Here is a 22,666-nt window from a genome sequence, read left to right as displayed (position 1 = left end):
CACCTATGGACCCCCGCCAAGACCTGGTCGACTACCTCACCCGCCAACTCGTAGGCCCGGCTGCCGGAGACGACGAGGTGCTCGATGCCCCGCCCGACCGCCAGTACCTGATGGGCACCCTGTACCCGCAGCAGGCCGAACTCCAGCGGCGCCTCTCCCACGCCGCTGAGGATCCGGAGAGCCAGGGTGCCGAACAGGACGCCCCCGACGCGAGCCCGGCCGGCGACCCGTTGCCCGAGGGCAACAGCTGGCTCCCCGCCTCTCTCGGCCTCAGCTTCTACACCGACGCGCCCGCGGTCGAGGTCGGCTGCACCGCGTCTCGTTACGAGACGCTGAAGAGCGAGCCCGGGCGTGGTCGCCGCTGGCGCCGCATCGCGCTCAAGCCCGAGACGCACCTGATCGAGCCGGACCGCGACTGCGTGCCCGTCCTCGAAGGGCGAGCCGAGATCCGGCTGACCCGCCGTCCGTACGGCAAGGGCACACTCGTCACCGTCGCCTTGGTCAATGCGGCCCGGCATGAGGCGGCCGACAGTAAGCCGCCGAGCTGGGACGACATGCTGTTCCAGTGCGAACTGACTGCCCGGCCCGTTGACGGCAGTGTCCTCCCGTATCCCAGTGTGCGGCTCGCCAGCCGCGACCCTGAGGAGCGCGAACTGCGACTGCAGTACCAGCACGTCATCACCCGTGCCGTCGGCCACGGCTGTGCCGTGAGAGAAGTCCTGGCCGAGGACGGATCGATCGAGAAGCTCTCCTGCGAGACACTCCCGCGCGCCGAAGTCCCGGCCATCCGAGCCGGAGGCCCGCTCGACTCGCCTGCGCTCGCACTTTCCCATTTGGCGGATCCTGCCATCGGCGCTGATCAACTCAGGGAGGAGCTGGCCGAGTTCGCATCCACGTACCACGCCTGGTACGTGGGTCAACGTGCCGTCGAAGTGCCTTCCTGGGGCCAGGAGGCCGCCGACAGGATCCTCGACCGCATCGGTCGGGCCGTCGTGCGCATCGAGTCGGGCGTACGAACCCTCTGCGACCAGAATCGTCCCGAGCTCCTCGCCGCCTTCCGCATCGCGCAGCGCACCATGCAGCTGCAGATGCGGCACTCCGCACCCGACCTCGCAGGGCAGCGACGGCAGCGCGCTGATGCGGCCGTCACCGACCCGACTGTCGACGACACGGCGGCCTGGCGCCCCTTCCAGCTCGCGTTCTTTCTCCTCGCCCTCGACGGCGTCGCGGACCCGGAGCACCCCGACCGCGAGACGACCGACCTGATCTGGTTTCCGACCGGTGGTGGCAAGACCGAGGCGTACCTGCTGCTCGCCGCGTTCACCATCGCCCTGCGCCGCATCCGCAATGAAGGGGACGGAACAGCCGTCCTCAGCCGCTACACGCTCAGCCTGCTCACCACACAGCAGTTCCAGCGAGCCGCCACCACGATCTGCGCCATGGAGCACCTCCGTCTGACCGAGCCGGCCCTCGGCCTCGGCGCCGAACCGATCACCATCGGCCTCTGGGTCGGCGAGACCACCACGCCCAACAGCTTCGAGTCCGCGAAGAAGGCGTTCGACGATCAGCGCGTGGCTGCCCGCCCCGAGGACGTCTTCATCCTGGACCGCTGTCCCTGGTGCGGCACGCGCATCCTGCCCGCTGCCAGGTCCAGCGTGCGTGCGGACTACGGAATTCGTGCGGAGCCGGACGAGTTCTCGTTCTTCTGTACCCGCGACGACTGCCGCTTCCACGACGGCCTGCCCGTTGCCGTGGTCGACCAGCACCTCTACCGGAACCCGCCCACATTCGTGCTCGGCACCGTCGACAAGTTCGCCCGGCTCGCCTGGGAGCGCGATTCCGGCCGGCTCTTCGGCGCGGGCACCGACAACCCGCCTCCGTCGCTGATCATTCAGGACGAGCTGCACCTGCTCACGGGACCGCTCGGCACCACCGTCGGCCTGTACGAGTCCGCGATCCTCGAACTGTGCACCGGTGCCGACCGCCGCCCCCCGAAGATCGTCGCCGCGACCGCCACCATCCGGCGGTCTGCGGAACAGGTCCGCGCCCTCCACAACCAGGACGTCCAACTGTTCCCACCGTCCGGCCTCGACGCCCGCGACAGCTTCTTCGCCATCCCCGACAAGGGCCGCCCCGGCCGCCTCTATCTCGGCGTCATGGCGCAGGGACATACCGCGGGCCGCGGAGCCGTCGCCACCACGGCGGCCATGCTCCAAGGCGTCCACGAGCTCCCCGAGGATCACCGCGACGACTACTGGACCCTCGTCGCCTACCACCACAGCCTGCGCGAGCTCGGCCGTACCGTCACCGCCGCCGGTGATGACATCCCCGCTCAGATCCGCGGCCTCGACGAAGGCACCGGTGTCCGCACGCTCGGTGACAGTGATGTCGAGGAACTCACCAGCAACCTGCCGAGGGCCGAACAGCCCATTCTCCTCGACCGCCTCGAACAGCCCTGGACGGACCCACGCTCGGTTTCCTTCCTGCCCTGCACCAACATGCTGTCCGTAGGCGTCGACGTGAAGCGTCTCGCCTACATGCTCATGCAGGGCCAGCCCAAGACCACCGCCGAGTACATTCAGGCCACCAGCCGCGTGGGCCGCCACCGGGTGCCCGGCCTTGTCGTCACGTACTTCAACGCGACGCGCCCCCGCGACCGCTCCCACTACGAGACGTTCATCGACTACCACAGCGCCCTCTACCGCTTCGTCGAACCCGCCAGCATCACGCCCTGGTCGATCCCCGCGCGCCGTCGAGCCCTGCATGCCGCGCTTGTCATCCTCGTTCGCCACCGCCTCGGCCTGGCCGCCGAGAGCGCGGCGGGACAGATCACCGGGCGACGGGCCGAGGCCGACAAGATCGCCGACGCATTGGCTGCCCGCGCGGCGACAGCCGAGTGCGGCGGCACTGACGGAGCGCGCGGCGACGCCGTGCGCGCCGAGGTGCGCCGCGAGCTCGGCTACCACCTGGACGACTGGTGCAAGCAGGCCGAGTGCGCTGCCGCAGAGGGCAAGGACCTCTACTACCGCAGCCAGGGCAAGGGCCAGCACAACCTGCTCAAGGGCTTCGAGCAGCGGTACGGACTGTGGGAGACCCTCAACTCCATGCGCAGCGTGGACCGCGAATGCCAGATCACGGTGACGGGAGCAGGAAAGTGACGCGCAAACTCAGGGTCCGTCAGGCGCAGACGGTGCTGCCGTTCGGTGTCGGAGCCGTCCTCGACATCCAGGGCGAGTCGTTCGTCGCCGCCGGCATCGAGGCCTGGCCGTACAAGGGTAAGACCCCGGTCGAGTCCGCCCGCCTCGCCGCCCGCCTCGGCGTCACCGGCTTCTTTGCCGCCCCGCACACCCTCAACGACCGCTACGACAAGGCCGAGCAGCCCGGCGCGCCCTACGTCCGATTCCCCGGCTGGCTGTTCTGCGGTGCCTGCCGGGCCATGGTCCGCTTCCTGCGCGAGGACGAGCGTCCTGGCGAGCCGGCCGTCTGCACCTCCTGCGGTGCCGCACCGCGCCTCACCCCGATGAGGTTCGTCCGGATCTGCCCGGACGGCCATCTCGACGATGTCGACTGGTGGTACTGGACGCACTCGAAGCTCTCGCCCGAAGCCCGGGAAGCCTGCTCCGAGGCGAGCAACACCTGGAGGGCGCGCCGGCTCAGTTTCCTCGTCGCAGACCGCGCCTCCGGCCTTGAAGCCCTCTCCGTCCACTGCGGCGCCACCCGCCCCGGCGGCGGAACGTGTGGTGCCCGTCGCGACCTGCTCGACATCCTCGGGCCGCAGGGCGGCAGCTGCTCCGGCCGCAACCCGTGGCAGCACTGGAAGGAGCGAGCGACCTGCGGCCAGCAGGTCCACATCGTGCAGCGGACCGCGGGCAACGTCTACTACCCGGCCGTCTACTCGGCGCTGGACATCCCCACGTCCGACGAGCAGCCACAGATCAACCAGGACAAGGCTGAAGCGGTACGCGGCCACGTCTACTGGGATCACCTGCTCGGCGCACTCGGCAAGCCCCGTGCCGCGACCTTCCGCGACATGATCAAAGAGGACACCGAAGCCTCGGACGATCTCATCGACCGGCTCATCGCGGAGGCCACGGGCGCGCCCGCACCCCTGGCGGAGATCAAGCCCGCGACCGCGAAGCTCGACCTCAGTCGAGACGAGTGGAACGCTTTCGCCGCCAACCAACTCCCCGAACCTGAGAGAGACTTTGCGGCACGTCGCACGGACCTCGGCCTCGACGGGGAGAAGGAGGAGCCCTGGGTCACCCTCGCCTCGCTCGTCGACGGAGTCGTCCTCGTCGACCGCCTGCGCGAGGTACGCGCACTGACCGGCTTCCGGCGCCACACGCCGACCGGCACCCTCGTCCCCTCCGACACCAGTGGCCGGCTGCGCTGGTTGCCCGCCAACGAGGTCTACGGCGAAGGCATCGTGCTCAGCCTCGACGAGAAGCGCCTCACCGACTGGGAGTCGGATCCGCGAGTCCGGGCCCACGTCGCAGGCGTCCGTACGGACCTCGACGAGTCGTTCCGCAAGGAGCAACTGGACGAAACCGTCGGCGCAGAGCTCTCCCCGCGATTCGCGCTCCTGCACACCCTCGCTCACCTCTTGATCCGCCAGCTGTCCTTCGACTCCGGCTACACCACGTCCAGCCTGCGTGAACGCGTGTACGGGCGGCCTGAGTTCGGCCAGCGAGGCGTACTGATCTACACGGCGGCCGGAGACGCCGAGGGCACCCTCGGCGGCCTGGTCCGCCAGGGCGAAGCCCCGCAGTTCACCGAGACGCTCATCCGCATGCTCGAGGCGGCCGCCTGGTGCTCCGCCGACCCGCTCTGCGCCGAACACACCGGCCAGGGCTTCGGCAACCTCAACCGGGCCGCCTGCCACGCCTGCACCCTGCTCCCCGAGACAAGCTGTCAGACCGGCAACACGCTCCTCGACCGCGCCCTCGTCGTCGGCTCCGCCGGCGTCCCCGGCTACTTCACCGACGTCCTCAACGCCAGCCGCGAAGCGGCGGCCGCAACCGCCCTGGGATGACCCATGACCACCACGAACCCGGCCACGACGGGTCCCGTACTCCACCCGGACCTCACCCCGGCACAGCGCGACTGCCTCGACGCACTGCCACTGACGGGCAACCACCTCGTCAGCGGACCGCCCGGCAGCGGCAAGAGCCTGCTCGCTGCCCACCGGGCCGTACACCTCGCCCTCACCGGCCGCCCCACCGTGCTGCTCACTCGCTCCAAACTGCTCTGCCGGCTCCTCCAGGCCACACTCGACGACCTCACGGTGCCGGGCGCGGCGATCGAGGCATCCACCGCCCACGCCTGGATCATGCGCCGGTATGGACGCGGCGCGGTGCGTACTGCGGACGGCTGGTTCGACTGGACTGAACTCACGGGCCTGGCCGCCGCCACGATCGACGCGAGCGAGACGACGGTGACTCCGCACCTCGTCGTGGACGAGGGCCAGGACCTGCCTCCCGGCTTCTATCGGATGGTCCGCCTGTCCGCCGTGTCGACCACGGTGTTCGCCGACGAATGCCAGCGCCTCACGGAGACGAATTCCACCCTGAACGAGATCGCATCCACGCTCGGCCACTCGACGAGCCGCGTCGAGATCAGCGGCAACCACCGCAACACCCGCGAGATCGCCTCCCTCGCCGAACACTTCCGAGTCGGTGGCACACAGCCGGATATGCCGGTCCGCAGCGGCACGCTTCCTGCCATCCGTCGCTACTCGGGCCCGAAGGACCTCGCCGACGACATCGCCGGCCTGGCTCTACGCGCACCGAAGCAGCGCATCGGTGTCATCGTGAACTCCCTCCCCACGGCCGCAGACCTGATGCGCCGCCTCGAACGGGCCAACCTCCCAACCGAACCTCAGCTGTACAGCTCGGCGGCTCAGAGCGACCGCTACCGCAACCTCGATCTGACCCGCCCCGGCGTCGTCTTCGTCCACCGTGCCAGCGCCAAGGGTCTCGGCTTCGACACGGTGGTCGTCGCCGACGCCGAGACCGACTCCGCCGCCGACCCGACCGAAGCGTCCCTCCGCATGGCGTACTACGTCATGATCACCAGAGCCCGCCAGCGCCTGATCCTGGGCTGGCAGGGGTCGCGGCTGCCGCGGCATCTGGAGGGGCTGGGCGGCTGGGCCACGATGCGCTGAGCGGCGTGGGACGAGCCGCGGGTCGTGCGGCATGACCTCGCCCCACAGCGATGCCCCCGCTCACCGCCGGGACGGCCGGACGATCCCCGAGATCGACGGAGCGCCCTCCGCGAACTGATCGAGCCCCTGCTTGCCAAGCCGTCCGAGGAGGACGAGTTGGGCATCGAGGGCACTCTTGTCGTTACGCGACACGGCGCTGCGCAGGGCATCGCGGGCGGCGATGACCTCAGTTCGGATTGTCGTGGGGTAGGCGTCCTGTTCAGCGAGTCGGATGGCGTAGAGCGCGTTTCGGATGGACGGGTCGATGCCGGTCGACAAGTCATCCACCCGCTCCGTGGCCTCCCGCATCGCAGCCGTGTCCATGGCCTCGCGCGCGTCCCGGACTGCCTCGGCCGCGTTCCGCAGGTCCTCCACGAGTACCGCAGGCAGCAGTCCGCGTCCCCCCTGGGCGAAGATCCTCGCGCCGGCCTGGGTGCTTCGGGCGCGTGTGCAGAGATCAAGGGTGTCGCGAGCGGAGTCAAGCAGTCCATCGAGGGAGTGGCTCAGGCTCTCCCCGCGGCCGAGCGCCGCAAGGTCGTGCATGGTCTCGGTGAGCGCGTCGCGCTCCGCGTGGGTGAGATCCTGCTTCCAGGTGTCCAGGAAGTCGGCGTAGCGGGCCTGTAGTTCGGCCGCCTTCCGCCCGACGGCGGGGGACACCGGGTTGCGCCGGAGTTTGGCACCGCACCAGTCGTCGGAGCCGATGCGATACCGCAGCCCGATGGTCCGGTCGGCGTCGAGCCGCACCTGGAGGGTGAGCGGTACTTCGCCCCGGAGGCCACCGGGGCGCTCATGGACGAAGCCGCCGCAGAACTCGTTGCGCCGGGCAGAGCGCAGATGCGGCCCTTCCCAGAGATTGATTCCCACGGAGGTGGCGTTGTTGCTGCGGACTGCGAGGCCGTCCACCCGATGCCATTCGGTCGGGTACGGGGTACCGCCGGGGAAGAGAGCCCCCACGGTGCCGTCCGCAAGCTCGACCCCGATGGTCTGGGCCGTGACCTGCTGGGGGAGAGCGGTGCCGAAGTCGCCGCCGCAGAATGAACAGGAGCTGAAACCCGCGGCGTTGACCATGGAGCAGCCGGGGCACTTCAGGCCGCCGGAGTCCAGGGCGGCGTCGCAGTCACCGCAGATGGTCGCTCCGGCGGGGTTGTCATCCCGGCCGCAGGCCGGGCATTCGGAGGGAGCGACGGCCGGGGTGGCCGAGCGCAGTCCGGACAGGTCCGTGGCGCACACCGGGCAGGCAGCGGTGAGTTCGGGGGCCGGGACGTGGCAGTCCGGGCAGTCGACTGTGGGCGTACCGAGCAGCGGCACGGCGCAGGCCGGGCAGGCCTCGGAATCGACGGGAATCTTCTCGACAGTGCACGTCTCGGACGGGCAGTCGAGCGTCTGGAGGAGGCCGGCCTCTACCGCCGCGCCGTGAGCGACGGCTGTCATGGGGTCCACCGCGTCGGACACTGTGTCGGCACCGAAGAGGTCCTGGAGCCCGCGCCGGACGGCCGGCACGAGAGTGGAACCACCGACGAGGAGGACCCGCTGGACGTCCTCGGGTGTCGCGCTGTACTCGGTGAGCACTGTTTCGACCGTCTCCCTCATCCTGCTCAGGTGGCCGGTGAGGAGTGATTCGAAGTCGGCACGCCGCAGGGTCCCGGACCAGGCGCCGCCTTGCTTTCCGAGCGGGGCGAGGACGACCTCGGCGGCGTCCTGTGCGGACAGTTCGATCTTTGCCCGCTCGGCGGCGGCCCGGATGCGGGATGCGTCTCCGTCCCCGCCGTGGTCGCGCTCGCCGAGACGTGTCCTCAATTGCGTGTCGAGCAGCGCATCGAAGTCGGCGCCGCCGAGTAGGTTGTCCCCGCCCAGCGCGGCTACGGAGAAGTGTCCGGGGCCGATCGCCAGGAGCGACACGTCGAAGGTGCCGCCGCCCAGATCGAAGACGAGCACAGTGGCGTAGTCCTTGAGCCCGTCCTCGCCGGGGCGGACCCCGAAGGCGTGCGCGGCGGCCGTCGGTTCCTGCACGATGCGCGCCACGTGGAAACCGGCCAGTCGCCCGGCCGACCGCACCGCGTCGAACTGGGGCTCGGCGAAGTACGCGGGCACGGTGATCACCGCACGTCGGAACGAGGCCCTCGCTGCGTCCTCGGCGTCCTTTCTGAGCCGGCGGAGCAGGATGGCGGACACCTGCACGGGGGAGAGCCAGTGTGAGCCGACCTGGATCTCCACGGCACCATCAGGGCTCTCCCGGACGGGCGGGGCGTCGTCGGGCCGGGTCTTCAGCGCCTTCTGGACGAGCCCGTCGTTCCAGCGTCGTCCGATGAGGCGCTTGACCTCCGTGATCACGGAACGGGGGGCACCGCCGCGCCAGCTGAGGGCCTCCTGCCCGACGAGCAGGCCGCCGTCGGGGCCGACCCCGACGGCCGAGGGGGTCGCCCGGCCGCCGTCCCGGTTGGGCAGGACGACGGGGACGCCGTCGTGCATCCAGGCCGTGACGGAGTTGGTGGTGCCGAGATCGATACCGAGAGTCCGGTGCATGAAAGGCGTACTTCCTGATCGTCTTGGTATGGCGGAGGAGCGGACGCGCGGTCAGGCGCGGCGGGATCGGCGGCGCTTTGCAACCACCGACGGCTTGCGCAGAAGCTGCCGTTGGGAACGAGTGGTGCGCCGAGGTTGAGCACGCACAGGTCCGGCCCCGGGGTCGGGCTCTTGTACGAGATCGGGCGCGGGCCCAGGCACTGCGACGACAACCTCAGCGGGCCTCAACGTGGCGGACCCCTGACGGAAGCCGGTGGCCTTCTCCCGCAGCACGGTGCCTTCCGGACGGCTCGGGTGCGGCTCGGTGTCCACGACGCGCATCTCCGCCGGGTCGACGGCCCTGCCTACGACAACCATCGGCCTGACGTCGTGCTGCTCGAGTTCCCGACGCAGCATCAGGTGGGCCGCATAAATCTGCTCGCCCAGTGCGAGCGCGGCCGAAGCCGTCTGGCGGGCAGACCGAGCCGTGTGCAGGGCGTCGGCGCGGACACGCGTGTCGGCCAGCACGTCGTCCAGAGCGAGCAGCGAACCCAGCAGGCCCCTCAGCTGCCCTTCGGCGGTCTTCCGCTTTTCGGACAGGATGGCGACCCTGTGCCGCATCTTGTCGAGCTCGGACGGCGGGCCGCCGCCGACAGCGGAGGTGGGACCGGGGTCGGTCATGGGCGCTCCTCGGTGCTGTGACCGGGCAGGGGCGGGGTGAGCATCTCGGCGACGAGGGCGTCGACGGGTGTGTGCGAATTCTGGTTGGCCCGGCGAACGAGCGCGTGTCTGGCCGAATCCTTAAGAGCCGCGGAGGCAGTGAGCTCAGGCGCCGCCAGCCTCCGGAGACCCAGGGGACGGGTACCGAGCGGGGCGTCCGGGAGGAGTTCGTGGAGGGTGGGGCCGAACCAGGGGAGAGGGGACGGTTCGGTCCCAGGGTTTTGAGGGGAGGGAGCGCCGGTGGTCAAAAGAGGGTGTCCTGTTCGAGGTCGGCTCGGCGGGAGGGGCGGAGAGCGGGGCCGAAAAGCGGGACTTGGGGCGGCATCCCGGCACCGATCCGTTCGGCGCAGTCTCGGTCGCGCCGTGCGCCTCCCAGGTCTCCCGCCTCTTCGCGGTCCCTGGCGCGGTGCAGATAGGCAGCCTTCACGACCTGATCGAATCGCCCTTCCGTCCCGGTCCGCATCAGATCCCGCAGGAACAGCTCGATGACGGCGGAAGGCGGCGCTGCGCTCTCCAGATGCTCCGCGAGGTCGAGGAGCGCTGTGTCGAGGTCTTTCCGGATGTCGCGGCCGGCTGGATCGGACAGCGTCAGGGCCGTGTGCAGCAGTTCGACCCGGTGCTCAAGGGCGTCCCGGTCTCCTTCCGGGACGAGGCCATCGGCGGCGGTGACCAGGAGGTCGATGAGCTGCTCGTCGACGTCTGCCGCGTCGTGGAAGTCTTCTGGGCCGACGCAGACGAGCATCGCGTGGGTTGCATGCTGTGCGTCGGCCGTATGTCCCCGGACCGCGGCGGAGACGGCCAGTGTCGCGTAGTGGTCCTCCAGCCACATCCGTGCCGCCGCACAGTCCGGATCCCGCTTGAGCAGGTCCCGCACCTTCTCGGCGGCGAGTCCGTCCCCCACGTCCGCACCGTTGAGCGCCCGGCGCAGATCCGCCCTCAGGTGGTCGTCGAGACCTGCGCGGGCGTCCGGGTGCCCGGGCGCCAGGGTCAGGGCTCGGGCGAAGCGACACCGGCTCATCGTGGGGTCGGAGCCGACGATCTCCTGGCCCTGACGGACCAGTTCTGCGGTCAGTTCGGCAGCCAGAGCGGTGTCCCCGGGCAGGAGTGCATGGGCCTGCTCGAGTCCTTCGATGCGTACGAGGGGAGAGTTGTTGCCCCCGGTACGGCTGCGCCCGACATTGTTCCCCGCCCGGCGGACGGCAGCCCGCTCGTCCTCCGGGAGGGTGTGCCCGAGTCGCACCGCCGTACCGAAGTCGGCAAGTGCCTCGCTCCACTTGCCGCCCCGTACCCGGTCCATTCCCCGGGTGGCGAGGGCCCGGGCCAGCGGGATGGCGCACGTGCGGTGGCCGAGCAGCTTGGTCGGCCAGGTGCCGGGGTCGGGGCGGCGGGCGGTGAAGGCGGTGAGAAGGTCGCCGCCTCTGCCTTCGTCGATGAGATGCCAGGAGGCTTCCTCGAGGTCGACCAGGGCATGCGGTCCAGCGTCTGTCGGGAGGTAGCCAGGGATGACGGTCGGGTCCATGAGCTGGACGTGCCAGGCTGTGTGCCATGCGGCGAGGTCGTCCCGTCCGCCCCGGACGTCCAGGGCGTGCAGCAGGCTGGAGATACGATCGCGCAGCCGGGCGAGGCTCTGGCCCCAGAGGGCATCGGCCACAGGCGCACCGCGCCGTTCGGTGAGCAGCGCGCGGAAGTTCCCAGGGTCCTCTTCGTCCAGGAGATAGGCCCACAGCACGATGGCGACTGACGCGATCCCGGCGTCGGTGTGGCGGCCTTCCTGACCCAATTCACGGAGAGCATTCAGCGCGAGGGAGTGGAGGACGCCGGTCGCCACCTCGTCCAGGTCCTCGGGGCACCGCCGCACCGCCTCGGCCCAGTTGCCGGCTCGCGCGGCCAGCGCGCCGAGCAGAGCGTCGTAGCGCACGGCGACGGGACCGGTGCCGGACAGGCCGAACTCTCCCTGGAGTTGCTGCAGAAGCGGTCGAACGACCTGGAACTCGGCTCGCAGAAAGGCCTGTTCCGCCGCATTCAGCAGGGATTCCGCTGTGAAGTCCGGGGCCGGTCCTCCGGCGCCTTCCAGCTGCACGTGCTGTCGTCCCTTCGATCCCCCATGCGAGGAGAGCAACCGTAGGGAGGTGTGTTGGCGATGTCAACGCATTCTTGAGGTGTGGGTCGATCTTGGCGCGATTTCGCCGGGCCCGGAGGCCCGCCCACGTAGAGGTGATCTTCACGTCCTGGGGAAGCCGGGAGGATGCCTCAATTTTGCGGTGTCACCGTGCGCATCAGCGATAATAAGGACATGAACGTTCCGCCCGCCCCCCGAGCCGAGACACTGCGTGACCGGTACCGCCGTCGGCTGCCCCATCGCCTGGAGGAGCTCGACGGTCCTGTTCACGGGGCGGTCGATCTGCCACTTCACATTGTCTGGTCCGGCCGCACGAACTACAGCCTGGACCGCCCCAAGTCGTGCATGACCCTGTACCGGACCGTCCTCGCGGAGGGGATGCGTGAGGATCTGGCCGTCTTCCTGAACCGAAGGCTGTTGCTGGAGCAGTGGCCCGTACTGCGCAGGCTGATCAGCCCGCATCTGCGTGATGCGTGGGAAGACGCCTTTCCGGAGCTGGTCCGGTCCGCTCCGTCGGCGGGGACCGCTGCGTGAAGCTGCCGCCGCTGCACGAGAGGCTCCTAGCGGACATCATCGATCTCCGTTCCTCTGGTGCTTACCGGTGGATACGCCGTGCAGGCGCACGGTCTGGTGGAGCGATTCAGTCGGGACCTCGACGTTGCCACCGAGAACCCTGCGCCGATGCGCGAGATCGTCGCCTCTCTCACGGCAGGCCTCACTGAGCGTGGCTGGCAGACCACCCATGTCTAGACGGACCCGCTCAGCGGGCGCTTTTTGGTCACGGACCCAGTCACCGGCGAGGCGTGCGAGGTCGGCGTACTCAAAGAGGCGTTCTGGGCGCCACCCGCCCAGACTCCGTACGGTCCCGTTCTTTCGTTGGATGACGTGATCGGCACCAAGGTACGGGCTCTCGCCGACCGAGGCACGGTCCGTGACCTCATCGACGTCCAGGCCGCGTCTCGCCACCGTTCCCTCGCCGACCTTGAGTCCCTCGGTCGTCGGCGCGCCCAGGACGAGTTCAGTCTCGCGGACCTTCGCGACCGGCTGACGGGTGCGGACTGGTACGAGGACGAGGACTACACCGCCTACGGGCTCACCCTGCGACAGGTCGCCGAGCTCAAGACGTGGGCGGGGGAGTGGGCGACTGACCTGGGCGAACGGTTGCACGACGAAAACTGCTGACCAGGTATTCCGTCCCTGGTGAGGTCGCGGCCCGAACCATGACCAAGGCCGGCATGGTCGAGGAGGGCGTCATTCGGCAGCACATTGAGAAGGCAGGGCGGTGGCACGGCTCGGTCGTGCACTCGATGCTGGAGAGCGAGTGGGCGACATTGCGCTCGCAGGCATGAAGGTCGGCGAGCCGCGGAAATACGGCCGCGCCGTGGCCAGAGGGGCGCATTCCGTCGAACCGTGCGGCGGCGCGCGGAGCCTGTACCATTGCCGTCAGGCAGGAGAAGCCCTTGTCCTCGTTGCCCATGGCGCACACGTCGCGCATTTCGAGCCGATGGTGGTGTCGCTCATCCGGCGTTTCCTTGATCACCGGATCCGCCGATCAGTGAACACCCCAGATCAAACCGCCGTGTTGATTTCCGGCAGGCCCTAAGGGGTCGCGCTCGTTCGCAAGCCAAGCCATTCCGACGGGCAAGCCAACTCAAGTCAGCTTAGAGATCAACTGCGTCGGGCCGGTCGCATGTTTCAACTTCGATCCCTGCCGACTCGAGGAGTTCGGAGAGCAAGGAAACTTCTACGTAAGTTCCTCGCCACCCTGTTGTTGACAGTTGCGCAGAATAATTCTTCGCACCTTGAATGGGCAGCTCAAATACATCGCGGAAGACCTTCAGTGATCTGCCTCTTTTGTTGACGGATTTAGAAACGATGCAAGCTGATCCATGTTCAGAAAGGAGGGCTTGTCGAATATAGTCAGGAGCTACTCCGGACTCTTCGTCGTGCGCTTCAATTCCGCAGTCACTGCAGGACCATTCGACGGCCCAGTGCAATTTCTGCTGCTTGATGAATTGAGTCATCCACCCCTCGCAGGGATGGTTGCAAGTTGTGCATTCTTGCATAAATTCTACCGACTGCTCGATCATTCCCATCCTCTCATTCTCATGTACCGCTCCACGATCCCGTAGAAACGTGCACTATTCCCCGATCCATTTCTCGGATGGTGAGCGCCGCTCAGATTTCTGGAGAACCATCGATGGTGAAGCTCTTCGTGTACAAGAGTGTTACGCAGATCGTTTGAACTCCCGAAGCGACTCTTCCCTATCTGTGTTCCAGTTCCACGCCTCGCGATCCCGGTGCTCACCCATGGGCTGTATTTAGGCTGATGCGTGAACCTCAGGTTGGGGAAGTCGCGCCTGATCATTATATCGATTGCACGGTTCCTGGATCTGGCTGTCCTTCCGGTCACATGGCTGAGGTCGGTTGTCCAGATATTCCTTGACCCGGCACCCTGATTTTCTACTTGCCAAATCAGCGGTCGGCAGGGTGCCAGGCCATGCGGGTCGCTCCAATTATGGGGGTTGTGGACGTATGCCAGAGGGTTGTCCGCGGCTTCGAGGCCGAGGGGGTCGGGGGTGAGGTAGCGGGCGGTTTCGGGGTCGTAGTGGCGGTGGAGGTTGTAGTGGTGGCCGGTTTCGAGGTCGTGGTATTGGCCGGGGAAGCGGAGGGGGGTGTAGGCGGTGGCGCCCTGGTTCCAGGTGGTGGTGCCCCACAGGGTGGTGCGGGTCTGCCAGGTGATCGTGCCGGTTTCGTCGACGAGGTGGGTGGGGGTGCCGATGAGGTCCGTGATGATCGTGTGGAAGCGGGTGTCGATCTCGGATGGGGGTGCGTCGGCGGCCGGGGTGTAGCGGGTGGTCTGGGCCAGGGGAACGAGGCTGGTGTCGTCGTAGTCCCAGGTCAGGCTTTGGTGTCCGGGCCAGTCGGGGGAGGTGGCGACTTGCTCGATGAGAGTGGTGTCGTGCCAGGTGAAGCGGGTCTCCTCGATGATGGTGTCGTTGTCGGTGAGGCGTTGCTTCGCGATGCGGCGGCCGAGGGGGTCATACAGGTAGTGCCAGCGGGTGCCGTCGGGGGTGGTGACCGCCGTGAGGTGGTCCTCGGTGTCCCAGGTGTAGCGCCAGGTGTCGGGTTTGCGGGAGTCGCGGGTTTTTTGGCGCAGGGTGGTGCGGCCGGCGGCGTCGTGTTCGTAGCGGAGGGTGCCGGCGGTGTGGATGCGGGTGCCGGTGTACGTGCGTGGGCCTGCGGCGTCGGAGCCGGGGTGTCGTTCGGGCCAGGCGGCGTGGGTTTGGTTGCCCGCCCGGTCGTAGGCGTAGGCCTCGCTCCAGTTAGCGGCCTGAACGGCGGTGATACGGCCGGCCGGGTCGAGGGTGTAGTGCTCCTCGCCGGTGGAGGTGAGGTAGCCGTCCTGGCGCCAGGTGTAGGCCCGCTCGAGGAGTGTCTGGCCGGTGGGTGCGGTGTGCTGCGATGCGAGGAGGCGCCCTGCGGGGTCCCAGCTCTGGGTGAGCGCCTGGCCGGTGCTCCAGCGGCGGCGGGTCTGGCGTCCCGCCGCGTCGTAGGCGGTGGTCAGTTCGCGGCCGGCGGTGGTCAGGGTGGTGCGTCGGCCCGACAGGTCGTAGGTGTGGCTGCTTTCGGCGCCGGTGGGGGTGCGGCGGCCGGTGAGCTGTCCGGCCGGGTCGTAGGACAGGTGCAGGGCGTGGCCATTGACGGTCTCCGAGAGCAGCCGGCCCACCGGGTCGTACTCCCGGGAGAGCCGCGCATCCGGGTTGGTGGCTCGGGCGAGGTCGCCGGTGGGGGTCCAGGCGAAGGTTGACTGTCGGCCCGCTGCGTCCTTGGCGGCGAGGCGGCCCAGGGTGTCGTAGGTGTAGCGGGTGATCTGACCCAAGGCGTCGGTGGAGGCCGTGAGTTGGCCTGCCGGGTCGTGGTCGTAGGTGAGGGTGCGGTCGTCGAAGTCGGTCTCGGATATGAGGTGTCCGGCCGGATCGTAGGTGTAGCTCCAGGTCAGGTGCTGGGGGTTGGTGACCTGGGTGAGGCGGGCCTGGGCGTCGTGGGCGAAGGTGTAGCGGGCCCCGTCAGGGTCGGTGCGGGCGGTGAGCAGGTCGAAATGGGTGTACTCGTAGTACGTCACCCCGCCTGCCGGGTTGGTGTGGCTGGTGCGGTTGCCTTCACCGTCATAGGCCCACGCTTCGGTGGCCCCGTCGGGGGTGGTGCACCTCAGTAACTGCCCTTCCGGCGACCAGGTGTAGGAGGTAACCGCGCCGAGGGGGTCCGTCTCGGAGCTGACGCGGCCGAAGGCGTCCCGCTCCAGGCGGGTGGTGTGACCGAGCGGGTCGGTGATCTCCACCGGCAGGCCGGCCGGGTTGCAGTGGACGCGGGTGGTGGCGCCCAGTGGGTCGGTGACGGCGAGGAGGCCGCCGTGGGGGTCGTAGAGGTAGTGGGTGCTCGCGCCGAGCGGGTCTGTCAGGGTGGTGCGGTTGCCCGCCGCGTCGAAGGTCTGGCGCCAGACTGCACCGTCGGGGCCGGTGATCTGGACCGGGTTTCCTGTGCTGTCGCAGGAGATGAGGGTCTCGCTGCCGTCCGGGTGAATCACCGCGGCCGGCTGTGCGGAAGCGTCGTAGCGCAGGCCCGTGGTGCGGCCCAGGGCATCTGTCTCGGCCAGGGTGCGGCCGTGGTCGTCGTAGGTGGTGCGGGTGAGCGTTCCGACCGGGTCGATCTCGCCGACCACCAGATGCCGGTGGTCGATCAGATAGCGGGAGACGGCCCCGTCGGCCGAGGTGAGGGTGGTGACCTTCAGGCCGGGGTGCTCGGGATGGGTGTCGTCGTACTCCAGGCTGCAGGTGTAGTGGCCCCCCTCACCGCCCTCGGCGATCACCCGGTCCTGCTCGTCGTAGGTGTACGCGTAGGAGCGGTGGTTGGTGTCGGTCCAGGAAGTGATCCGGCCCGCGCCGTCATAGCCGAAGGCCAGTGGTAGACCCGAGGAGTTGACCGTCTCGGTGAGATTTCCCGCCTGGTCGTAGCGGTAGCTCTGCACCAGGGTCTCGCCCAGGTGCAGGGCGGTGACCCGGTTACCGGCGGTGGTGAGCTGCAGCCGGTAACCGCCGGAGTGCGTGATCTCGGTCGGGGCGCCTTCGGCGTCGTAGGAGAAGGTGATCCGGTTACCGTGGCGGTCCGTGATCTGCCGCAGCAGGGCGAGGCCCTCGCCGGCCGGGGCGAACCGGTGTATCCAGCCGCTGTCCGGGTCGGTGAGGGTGTACGTGCCGCTATCGGTCAGGGCCAGCGGCCACCGGTCTCCCTCGGCCGGCCACACCGGTGCGCCACCCGTGAGCGGATGTGGGTAGGCAAGGAGCCAGCTGTCCGCGGTGAAGAACACCGCCCCGTGCTCGTCGAACTCCAGGCGCTGATCGACCGTGGAGGCCCAGGTAGGTCCGAACCACCCCCCGGCCCGATAGCCCGAGTCCACCCGCCGGGAGAACACCAGCGGCAGTGTCCCGGGCAGCTCCAGGTCGGTGAGGGTCAGGAACATCCGACCCGTCGCCAGATCCACCGGGTCGGTCCGGCCGTGCCGGAGCCGGTTCCGGCCCCGCGCGAACGCACCCCGCCCCCGGCCCAAAGCACCCCGTGCCCAGCCCATCACCGACCGGGCCGCCAACCGGGTACCAAGCCGGGCCGCGAGTGGCGCAACCAGCCGCGGAGCCAGTGCGCCAAGGAGCAGCTCGGACATCGAACCGCCCATCAGGAGTCCGGCCGCGCCACCCATCGGGGTGAACATCAGCGCCAGCATGGCGATGCTCAACAGCAGCGGGAGGTCGACCTCGAGGAGCTTCTCCAGTAGGAAACCGCCGGTGCCCAAGGTTTCGTAGGCGTTGAACAGGTTCCCGTCGTCCGCGATCTCCTCCCAGCGGTACAGGAGCAGAAGACCGATCGCCAGGGAGCCGGTGCACAGGACAAGGCGGAATTGGACCAGGGCAAGGGCCTCGGCCTGCGGCTGGGCGGCGGCCGGACGGTAGCCGCGCAAGGTCAGCGCCAGGCGCCACGCGGTCAGGGCCAGGCCCGCGAGGGCCACGCCGATCAGCAGGCGCAGGCCGGTGCCCTCGGCGAAGTACTTCTGCAGGTCCTGGGTGGACTTGAAGGAGCCCACGCCCAGATAGAGGAGGGAGGGGATGGCGATGAGCAGACCGAGTACGAGGAGCAGCTTCTCCTGCAGCGGCCATCGGCGGCGCTGTGCACGGGCCCGCTTCCACAGCTCACGTAGTGAAGTGCCCTGCCACGATTCCCGGTTGTGGGTGGCATCCATGCGCCGGGTCTGCTCGGCCAGTGCCTCGCGCAGGGCGGCGAGCCGGTCGGGGTCGCTGCGCGGATGGGCCGCTGCGTACAGCAGGGCTCGGCGCCGGCGGGCATATCCGAAGGCAATGATCCAGGTGGCCGGGACATGCAGCAGTGCGTAGTCGAGGAGGGCTTGCCAGGAGGTGCGGCCTTCGCGCTCGGCGGTCAGCCGGACTCCGGGCTCGCGGTCCTTGCCGAGGCGGGCGCGCCGCCAGTCCCACAACCAGGCGGCGGCCAGCGTGCCGAGGACGATCCATAGTCCCCAGGTCTCGGTCAGCTGTTCCCGCCACCACATCGCGGTGTCGTCGTCGCTGTTGGAGAAGACGGCGGCGTAGTTGTTCACCCCATGGATGGCGACGGCTGCGGCCAGGGGCAGCAACCCCGCTGCCCGGAGCAGTGGGCGGCGTGCGCACCACAGCAGGCCGACCGCGAGTCCGCCCAGTGTGCTGGCGAAGATGTGTAGGTCGTAGGGCATGACCGGCTGTTCGAGTTCTTCAGTGCCGGTCGAGGCGGGGAACAGACTCCCCACGATGTGCCAGAAGTCGGGGACGTACGGATGTGAGCCAAGGCTCTCGACGATCCGCCAGCCGCCGGCGGGCAGGTCGACGGCCCGGCCCGCGGAGCCGCCGTACATCGAGAGTGACTCCAGCAGGCCGAAGCCCGCCCCCGTGGCACTGCCCAGGACCACGAAGTCGGTCAGCCCCCACTGCATCCGCCTGCGCAGCGCCCAACCGGCGATCAGCAGCGGCAGGATCTTGATCAACTCTTCGGCCGCCGGGGCCGTCGTCCAGGACACCGTGTCCATGACCGCGCTCAGCGACTCGTGCCGAGAGGCTGCCAACTGCCGTGCTGTTACCAGCTCGACGAACATCGAGGCGACACCGCAGCCGTACATTCCGACGCCGAAGGCCAGCGCCACCAAGGGCCAGCGCACCGTCCGGGCAGGCCAGGACAGGAGTAACAGCTGCAGCACCGCCCAGACCGACGCCGCGGCCATCCAGAACGCCATCCCTCACGCACCCCCGCCGAATCGCGAATACTCCTGAGGGCGAGCATGTGGGCCCGATTCTGATGGCACAAGGCGTGTTCCGATGGCACAAGGCGTGTCATGTGTCACTCAGGTCACTGTTCACGTGAGCTACGAAGGCCGAGCCGCCCGAGTCAGGCATCACCTACAAGGTGCGCGGCAGGAGTGAGGCCGGCCCTGTTGAGGGGCCCGCAGATCCCGGACTGAACAGGTGAGTCAGAGGCAGGGTCTGTGCGCCCCAAGTTCCGCTGATGTGCTCTGCTACGCACCCCGTGGCTTCAACGGCTTCCGTGGGCCGCGGTGGCGCTGAGACCGACCGCGCTGACGAGAGCTCGGCGCGTACGGTCTTGCCGGAGGGCGGATAGGGCGCGCAGTCCCAGTGGTCGGCGAGCGCGTCGACGAGCAGCAGCCCGCGCCCGCCGTCCCCGAGCGATGCGGGCTCGTAGGGCGGCAGTTCGGGTCGCCGGTCGCCGCGGGCGTCGGTGACCTCGATGCGGAGGTGCTCGGTGGGCGGAGCGTAGGCGAGCGCCAGGCGGAAGTCGCGGCCGGGGACGCGACCGTGAAGGACGGCGTTCGCGGCGAGCTCGGCCACGACGAGTTCGGCACGCTCCGTGAGGTCGGGCGGTGCATCCCAGGACTGCAGCTCGGTCACGGTGAGAAGGCGGGCGAGACGGGCACCGCGCGGTGTGGACGACAGCAACTGCGAGAACGTACGTACTGGTTGTGCCGGTTGGGGGAGCGCTTGGTTCATGGCGCCAGAGTGGTGGGTGCTGGGTGCCCATGGCGAGGCTGACACCACGTACGCGGAGTCAGCGTACGGACACATGGGGTGGACAGTACGGTGCGGTGTTCGTCACGCTGTGTGGGCACGATCTGTGCGGCAGGGTACGGGTGCGAGGAGAGGGGCCGCGGATGGACTACGTCGACGAGGACCGGGAGCGAACCGGGGGTGTCGGGACGCGGGCCGCGCCAGAGGGCGACTGGGAGCGCGAACCTCAGCCGTCGGACAGCCTGCGCACGTTCGGCGCGGTCGTCCAGGCGCTGCGTGAGCACGCGGGGCTCAGCCGGGCGGAACTCGCCGCCCGGGTCCGGTATTCCAGGCACACCGTGGAGTCGGTGGAGCTGGGCCGCCGGATGCCGGACGAGGCGTTTGTCGAGCGCGCGGAGGAGGCGCTCGGCAACACGGGCGCCATACGGAAGGCGGCCCGCCACCTCAGCCGCGGGGAGGCCGGTCTCGCGGCGTGGTTCCGAAGGTGGGCCCGGCTGGAGCGGGAGGCGGCGAGCCTGTGTACGTACGAGTGCCGGCTGGTGCCGGGGCTGTTGCAGTCGGAGGGGTACGCGCGGGCGGTGTTCGAGGGCACGATTCCGTTGCGGACGGATGAGGAGCTGGAGGTGCAGCTCAGTGCCCGGATGGAACGCCAAGAGCTGATGCGTCGGCGGCCGACCGTGCCGTTCAGCTTCATCGTCGAGGAACACGTGTTCCGGCGAAGGTTCGGGGATGCGGAGGCGATGCGCGGACTGCTCGACCATGTGCTGGAGCGCAGTGCGCCGCGCAACGTGACACTGCAGGTGGTGCCGCTGGAGGGCGGGTTACATGCTTGTCTGGACGGGCCGGTGCAGGTCCTGGAGACGAGGGAGGGGCGTCGGTTCGGGTACTCGGAGGGTCAGGAGAACGGGCGGCTGATCTCTGACCCGAAAGAGGTGAGTGTGGTCTGTCACCGTTATGAAACACTGCGCTCGCAGGCCCTGAGCCCAGAAAAATCCCGGGCCTTGCTGGAGCGACTACGAGGAGAGCAATGAACAGCGGTAGGACGGAACTTTCCTGGTTCAAGTCCAGCTACAGCGGCAGTCAGGGCGACAGCTGCGTGGAGGTCGCCTTCGCCGAACAGGCCGTCCACGTACGGGACTCCAAGGATGTTGAGCGGCCCGCCTTCGCGGTGGGGCGCGAAGGGTGGACGTCGTTCCTGGGCTTCGCGTCGACGCGCTGAGTGGCCCGGAGTCGCCCGTCACCGAGGGGAATCGGGGGCGGGCGGCTGTTGCGTGCGCGCGTCTCCCGGCGGCGGGCCGAGGGTGGCTCAGGTGAGAGAGTTCCGCAGGTGGGGGCCGAGGTAGCCGACGTAGAGCAGCCCGCTGCGGGGTGTGTCGTCGAAGAAGTGGAGGCGAGGGGCGATCGTGTTGCCGCCGCCGATCTTCAAGTGGGCCTGCATGAAGGCCTGGCCGGAGGGATCCACTGCCTCGGGGACCGGAAGCATGCGTTCCGTGCGCAACTTCCCGTTGTTGGCCACGTAGTCCGACTCGCGCATCTTCACCTTGGCAGCCGGGAAGGAGAGCGAGCCGTTGACGTCCGACTTGCACCAGCTGAGGAAGTCGCCCGAGAACGACGCACCGCTGGAAGCCTCGGCGAACTCGTTCAGCGCCAGCAGCCCGTCCCAGGCGACCCGCAGCCAGTTGTCGACCGACTGGCTGTCCAGGCCGCGCGTGGTCTTGGCGGCGCCGGTGAAGGTGATGCGGGGCAACTCGTGCAACCGGTCGAGAAGGTCGGCGAACGTCTCCGGGTAGCTGACGTCCGGGGTGTCGACCTGGGCGTGCCGGGCGGAGTGGTCTCCGGCGGCGTCCAGCCTTCCGCGGAGGAAGCGGACGGTGTTCTGGAACTCCTGGAACTTGTCGTACAACTCCTCGTTCTCGTCGCGCAGTTCTTCACTGCTGCGCTCGGTGCGGGCGAGCTCCGCGTAGAGGTCGTTGACCTCGCTGACGCGGACGGACTCCGCGCGCTCCGCCTCGCCCAGCATCTCGGTGAGGGTCACGTTCTCCGAGCGGAGCGCGGCAAGGTCGGCACCGTCGACGGCGGGGCGGGGGCGGGCCCGCAGGCGTGGGACGCTGAGGAGAGCGGTTGGCAGCGGCTGGCGCATGGCAAGCCGTTGGGGGAGGACTGCGAGCACCGCCGCAGCTTTGCGCGGGTTGGCCTCAATGGTCCGACGGGACATCACGGGGTGGCGCTGGGCGTCCGGCCGCCAGGCCGGGTCGACGCCCGGCAGGTAGGTGCGCACACCGCCGCCGAACACGGGGTGGAGCTCCAGCGCCCGGTTGAGCAGCGACTGCGCCCCGGGGGTGAGGACGTACAGCACGGCCAGCCCGTGCAGATGTTGGAAGAGGGGCTCCACGACGTTCTTCGACCAGGTGTCCGGGTTCTGCCCATACGGCACGGAGGCGATGACGACGGGCATCCTGCGTCCCGCGTCGCAGAGCTCCTCGATCAGGTCGTCGACGTCGTCCGCCTCGATGAAGGCCGGAGCGGTTGCGACGTCAGCGAGGACGTCTCGGGCCTCCAGGGTGTCCAGGAGCAGGCGTGCGAGCCGCGGGGGCTTGGCGGGGGTGGGGAACTGGTCCTCCCGCGCGGGCTGGTGCTCGATGTCGACCTGGACCCAGGTGCGGCGCTCGTCCTCCCGCGAGCCGGAGCGGACGACGAGGGTCGACTGCCAGGTACCCGAGTCGGCGGACGGCGTCTCCCGCATACGCCACCGGCTGTACGATCCCTTCCGTCCTGAGGCGGAGTCACGGTCCAGAAAGACGTGCGGGGCGATGTCGGTCCGACCCTCGTCGATTCCGGAGGTGTCGTACCGCTTCTCGCCGAGCCATGTGTACAACTGCCGTTCCGCGATAGCGCAGGTGTCGACGAAGCTCTGCTCAGTCGACACGACCATGCGGTAGCCGCGCGGTTCCATGACGATCATCCCCCCGAGGGTGTGAGACCTACCGGACTGTTCTTCCCCGCTGT

Annotated in this window: 14 protein-coding genes and 1 pseudogene; 8 read left to right on the top strand and 7 right to left on the bottom strand. The window is 68.9% G+C overall.

The genetic code is table 11. The features are described 5' to 3' along the window. The first annotated feature begins 5 nt into the window (after window positions 1-5). From OG322_RS05355 to OG322_RS05345, 3 genes are read left to right on the top strand one after another with little or no spacing between them, the layout of a single operon-like run. Complete coding sequence (locus OG322_RS05355; protein ID WP_123463634.1) at window positions 6-3,158, top strand: helicase-related protein; 3,153 nt, start codon at window positions 6-8, stop codon at window positions 3,156-3,158. Then, the gene (gene drmB, locus OG322_RS05350; RefSeq protein ID WP_123463636.1) at window positions 3,155-5,032 is read left to right on the top strand and encodes a DUF1998 domain-containing protein; all 1,878 of its coding nucleotides are present in this window, start codon (window positions 3,155-3,157) and stop codon (window positions 5,030-5,032) included. The genes OG322_RS05355 and drmB overlap by 4 nt, the downstream gene beginning before the upstream one ends. A gap of 3 nt (window positions 5,033-5,035) precedes the next feature. Continuing rightward, on the top strand, window positions 5,036-6,163 hold the full coding sequence (locus tag OG322_RS05345) for an AAA family ATPase (RefSeq protein ID WP_123463638.1): 1,128 nt from the start codon (window positions 5,036-5,038) through the stop codon (window positions 6,161-6,163). Window positions 6,164-6,223: 60 nt separating this feature from the next. Here OG322_RS05345 and OG322_RS05340 read toward each other — a convergent pair whose 3' ends face one another. From OG322_RS05340 to OG322_RS05330, 3 genes are all read right to left on the bottom strand, one after another. Then, the gene (locus OG322_RS05340) at window positions 6,224-8,725 is read right to left on the bottom strand and encodes an Hsp70 family protein (protein WP_329306115.1); all 2,502 of its coding nucleotides are present in this window, start codon (window positions 8,723-8,725) and stop codon (window positions 6,224-6,226) included. Window positions 8,726-8,776: 51 nt separating this feature from the next. Continuing rightward, a complete protein-coding gene (locus tag OG322_RS05335) occupies window positions 8,777-9,385 on the bottom strand; it encodes a nucleotide exchange factor GrpE (RefSeq protein ID WP_123463642.1) in 609 nt (202 codons plus the stop codon). 283 nt (window positions 9,386-9,668) lie between these two features. Beyond that, window positions 9,669-11,504, bottom strand: coding sequence for a hypothetical protein (locus OG322_RS05330; protein ID WP_123463644.1), 1,836 nt, complete (start codon window positions 11,502-11,504; stop codon window positions 9,669-9,671). 213 nt (window positions 11,505-11,717) lie between these two features. On the opposite strand from OG322_RS05330, the gene OG322_RS05325 reads away from it, so the two are divergent. The 3 genes and pseudogenes from OG322_RS05325 to OG322_RS05315 all read left to right on the top strand — a co-directional run bounded on the left by OG322_RS05325 (window position 11,718) and on the right by OG322_RS05315 (window position 13,146). Then, a complete protein-coding gene (locus OG322_RS05325; RefSeq protein WP_123463646.1) occupies window positions 11,718-12,077 on the top strand; it encodes a hypothetical protein in 360 nt (119 codons plus the stop codon). Beyond that, window positions 12,074-12,725: pseudogene (locus OG322_RS05320) on the top strand (nucleotidyl transferase AbiEii/AbiGii toxin family protein). Before OG322_RS05325 ends, OG322_RS05320 begins: the two are co-directional and overlap by 4 nt. Before the next feature lie 139 nt (window positions 12,726-12,864). Beyond that, window positions 12,865-13,146, top strand: coding sequence for a hypothetical protein (locus tag OG322_RS05315; protein ID WP_148085540.1), 282 nt, complete (start codon window positions 12,865-12,867; stop codon window positions 13,144-13,146). Window positions 13,147-13,204: 58 nt separating this feature from the next. Here OG322_RS05315 and OG322_RS05310 read toward each other — a convergent pair whose 3' ends face one another. The 3 genes from OG322_RS05310 to OG322_RS05300 form a co-directional block, all read right to left on the bottom strand. Beyond that, window positions 13,205-13,639 (bottom strand): hypothetical protein, encoded by a 435-nt coding sequence (locus OG322_RS05310; protein ID WP_329306114.1) that lies wholly within the window; start codon window positions 13,637-13,639, stop codon window positions 13,205-13,207. Further along, on the bottom strand, window positions 13,630-18,873 hold the full coding sequence (locus OG322_RS05305; protein WP_329306113.1) for an RHS repeat-associated core domain-containing protein: 5,244 nt from the start codon (window positions 18,871-18,873) through the stop codon (window positions 13,630-13,632). Before OG322_RS05305 ends, OG322_RS05310 begins: the two co-directional genes overlap by 10 nt. 163 nt (window positions 18,874-19,036) lie before the next feature. Then, window positions 19,037-19,642: an ATP-binding protein gene (locus tag OG322_RS05300; RefSeq protein ID WP_123463652.1), complete on the bottom strand. Its 606-nt coding sequence runs from the start codon at window positions 19,640-19,642 to the stop codon at window positions 19,037-19,039. A 161-nt stretch (window positions 19,643-19,803) separates the two neighbouring features. On the opposite strand from OG322_RS05300, the gene OG322_RS05295 reads away from it, so the two are divergent. Beyond that, a complete protein-coding gene (locus tag OG322_RS05295) occupies window positions 19,804-20,691 on the top strand; it encodes a helix-turn-helix domain-containing protein (RefSeq protein ID WP_329306112.1) in 888 nt (295 codons plus the stop codon). After that, window positions 20,688-20,879: a DUF397 domain-containing protein gene (locus OG322_RS05290; RefSeq protein ID WP_123463656.1), complete on the top strand. Its 192-nt coding sequence runs from the start codon at window positions 20,688-20,690 to the stop codon at window positions 20,877-20,879. Before OG322_RS05295 ends, OG322_RS05290 begins: the two co-directional genes overlap by 4 nt. An 87-nt stretch (window positions 20,880-20,966) precedes the next feature. Here OG322_RS05290 and OG322_RS05285 read toward each other — a convergent pair whose 3' ends face one another. After that, window positions 20,967-22,622, bottom strand: coding sequence for a hypothetical protein (locus tag OG322_RS05285; protein ID WP_260146902.1), 1,656 nt, complete (start codon window positions 22,620-22,622; stop codon window positions 20,967-20,969). Between the last annotated feature and the right edge of the window lie 44 nt (window positions 22,623-22,666).

Source organism: Streptomyces sp. NBC_01260, from assembly GCF_036226405.1.
GTDB lineage: Bacteria > Actinomycetota > Actinomycetes > Streptomycetales > Streptomycetaceae > Streptomyces > Streptomyces laculatispora.
The sequence above is the reverse complement of the archived record's forward strand: the minus strand, read 5'-3'. Positions and strand labels throughout refer to the sequence as shown.

Coding starts and splice junctions, on each gene's coding strand:
- OG322_RS05325 (WP_123463646.1), top strand. CDS start 11,718: ATGAACGTTCCGCCCGCCCCCCGAGCCGAGACACTGCGTGACCGGTAC.
- OG322_RS05290 (WP_123463656.1), top strand. CDS start 20,688: ATGAACAGCGGTAGGACGGAACTTTCCTGGTTCAAGTCCAGCTACAGC.
- OG322_RS05285 (WP_260146902.1), bottom strand. CDS start 22,622: ATGATCGTCATGGAACCGCGCGGCTACCGCATGGTCGTGTCGACTGAG.
- OG322_RS05300 (WP_123463652.1), bottom strand. CDS start 19,642: ATGAACCAAGCGCTCCCCCAACCGGCACAACCAGTACGTACGTTCTCG.
- OG322_RS05305 (WP_329306113.1), bottom strand. CDS start 18,873: ATGGCGTTCTGGATGGCCGCGGCGTCGGTCTGGGCGGTGCTGCAGCTG.
- OG322_RS05335 (WP_123463642.1), bottom strand. CDS start 9,385: ATGACCGACCCCGGTCCCACCTCCGCTGTCGGCGGCGGCCCGCCGTCC.
- OG322_RS05295 (WP_329306112.1), top strand. CDS start 19,804: ATGGACTACGTCGACGAGGACCGGGAGCGAACCGGGGGTGTCGGGACG.
- OG322_RS05310 (WP_329306114.1), bottom strand. CDS start 13,639: ATGGGAATGATCGAGCAGTCGGTAGAATTTATGCAAGAATGCACAACT.
- OG322_RS05340 (WP_329306115.1), bottom strand. CDS start 8,725: ATGCACCGGACTCTCGGTATCGATCTCGGCACCACCAACTCCGTCACG.
- OG322_RS05345 (WP_123463638.1), top strand. CDS start 5,036: ATGACCACCACGAACCCGGCCACGACGGGTCCCGTACTCCACCCGGAC.
- OG322_RS05355 (WP_123463634.1), top strand. CDS start 6: ATGGACCCCCGCCAAGACCTGGTCGACTACCTCACCCGCCAACTCGTA.